1 pseudogene is annotated in these 1,241 nt (G+C 65.4%); it reads right to left on the bottom strand.

The features are described from left to right. Positions 1 to 9 precede the first annotated feature (9 nt). A pseudogene (locus EDF31_RS19760) lies at positions 10 to 1,017 on the bottom strand (IS30 family transposase); the annotation flags it as partial. Between the last annotated feature and the right edge of the window lie 224 nt (positions 1,018 to 1,241).

The following is a 1,241-nucleotide window of genomic DNA, read 5'->3' as shown; positions in this document are numbered from 1 at the left end:
TCGGCGGTTTCAAGGGGTCGTTGCAACGGGTGGTTGTTTCGGGTCCGAGAGTAGCTGTTCGAATGCTTCTGCAGGGCTGCGGTAGTCGAGGGTCTTGCGGGGGCGGCCGTTGAGTTCAGCAGCGACTTCGAGGAGCCGTTCCGGGCTGTGGACGCTGAGGTCGGTGGACTTCGGGAAGTACTGCCGGAGCAGCCCGTTGGTGTTCTCGTTCGAGCCGCGCTGCCAGGGCTTGTGCGGGTCGCAGAAGTAGATCGCGAGGTCCGTGGCGAGAGTGATGTCTTTGTGTCGGGCAAGCTCGGTGCCCTGATCCCACGTCAACGACCGACGCAGATGCTCGGGCAGGGTCTGGATGGTGGGGATCATCGCGTCACGGACCGCGTCGGCGCTGTGCCCGTTGGGCAAATGCAGCAGCATCACGTACCGAGTCGTTCGTTCGACGAGGGTGCCGATCGCGCTGCGGGCGTTGATCCCGACGATCAAATCGCCTTCCCAGTGGCCGGGAACAGCCCGGTCGTCGGCCTCAGCGGGGCGTTCACTGATCAGGACCATGTCGCGGATCTTCGACCACGACGCTTGCCGACGTTCACCGCGGTGCCGGCGGAGGGCTCGGCCGGTGCGGAGGTGTTTGTGCAGGTCAGCGCGCAGGTGCCCACGGCCCTGAACGAACAGGGACTGGTAGATCGTCTCGTGCGACACGTGCATCTCCGGCCGGTCGGGGAATGTCCTAGCCAGGTCATCACGGATCTGCTCCGGGGACCAGTTCCGCACCAACCGCAGCTCGACCTGCAGAGCGAGCTCCAGCCGGTCGAGTTTCCGCGGTTTCGGGCGTCGCGCACGAGCCCGGCATTGCTTCTCAGCCGAGTACGGCCGGTAGGTTCCGCCAGCCGCTGCGTTCCTGGTGAGCTCGCGGCTGATCGTCGACGGCGACCGACCGAGTGCTTTGGCGATCGCGCGCACGCCCTCACCGTCCTGGCGTAGGTCTGCGATCTGGAGCCGCTCTTCTTGGCTGAGGTACCTGTCGGAGCGGGGCGTGTGGGCGAACGGGTTCCGCCCGCCGGCTGCTTTGACCCATCGATATCCCTGACGTCGGTCCACGCCGACAGCATCACAGGCCGCCGTACGCCCAAGGCCCTGTCTCAATAGCTCCCAGAACCGCGCCTCTCGCGCACGGTGTTCCAGCCTCGATCCCATCTGCAACACTCCAAATCACGGTGGTGTTGCAACGACCGGCTGAACCCAAG

Source organism: Curtobacterium sp. PhB142, from assembly GCF_004341255.1.
Lineage (GTDB): Bacteria > Actinomycetota > Actinomycetes > Actinomycetales > Microbacteriaceae > Curtobacterium.
Note: the sequence above shows the minus strand (reverse complement) of the source record. Positions and strands in the feature narration are given on the sequence as shown.